Genomic DNA, 1,085 nt, shown 5'->3' on the forward strand with positions numbered 1-1,085 from the left:
ACCTCGGTCTGGTCGACGAGGTCGTGGTCGTGGCTGTAGAGGTGGACGCCGTCGGAGACCGACGCGCGGTCGCCGATCGTCAGCTTCCCGCGGTCGTCGAGGTGGACGTCGTCGTGGATCACGACGTTGTCGCCGACCTCGATGTTGTGGCCGTAGGTGACGGAGATCCCCTTGAAGAAGCGACAGTCGTCCCCGCACTCCGCGAACAGGTGGTTCCCGAGCATCTGGCGGAACCGGAGGGCGAACTCGACGTTGTCGGCCATCGGCGTGGCGTCGAACTGGCGCCAGAGCCACTGGAGGTGTTTCGAGCGCTGGAAGCGGTCCTCGTCCTTCTCGGCGTAGTACTCCGACTCCAGCGTGGCGTTGCACGGGTCGTACCCCTGGAGGCGGACGCGCTCCGCCCGCGACACCGACTCCCCGTCGCGCCACGCCTCCCACCGCTCGCGGTCCCCGTGGAGGTCGATCAGGACGTCGCGAACGACGTCGCAGGTGTCCTCGTCCGAGGAGAGCCGCTCGTCCACCTCGTCGATGAACCCTCGGACCCCGGCCTCCGCGCCGTCGGGCAGGGACACGTGTCGCTTTGTCATCGGCCCACCTTCGTCGCCGTCCCCCAAAGGGATTCGGTTGTGCGGCGCCGCGGCCGCCGGCCCGGGGCGGCCCGGTTAGTACAGTTCGGCGCGGACGAACAGGGCGACGAGGACGCCGACGAACGCGACCGCGAAGACCGGGGCGATCGCGGCCCTGCCGAACGCGAGCAGCAGCGCGGTGACCGAGACGACGGCGACGACCGCGAGTAGCGCGACGACGGCGTCGAGCCGACGGCGAAGGGCGTCGTCCATGGTCGTCCGGTCGGCGACGGACGAGTAATATCCAGCGGTGTGACGAGGAACGGGGGGCGCCGACGACCGCGGTCGGGACGAGTCGGATTCCGCCCTTCCGGGACCGACCGCGCCCGATAAGTGTCCCGACCGCCAACCAACGGGTATGCAACACCGCGAACTCGGGAACTCGGGCGTCGAGGTCTCGGAGATCGGCTTCGGCGCGTGGGTCGTCGGCACCGACTGGTGGGGCGACCGCTCGGACGA

At 69.8% G+C, this 1,085-nt stretch carries 2 protein-coding genes; both read right to left on the reverse strand.

Annotated elements, in window-relative coordinates; all coding sequences use genetic code 11:
- Positions 1-587, reverse strand: a 587-nt coding sequence (locus SD626R_RS02860) for an acyltransferase (RefSeq protein WP_394324694.1), incomplete at its 3' end; no start/stop codon positions are given.
- 75 nt (positions 588-662) lie between these two features.
- Positions 663-839 (reverse strand): hypothetical protein, encoded by a 177-nt coding sequence (locus SD626R_RS16660; RefSeq protein WP_158298351.1) that lies wholly within the window; start codon positions 837-839, stop codon positions 663-665.
- Positions 840-1,085 lie beyond the last annotated feature (246 nt).

It is taken from the genome of Halorubrum sp. SD626R (assembly GCF_001261915.1).
In the GTDB taxonomy this organism is placed as follows: domain Archaea; phylum Halobacteriota; class Halobacteria; order Halobacteriales; family Haloferacaceae; genus Halorubrum.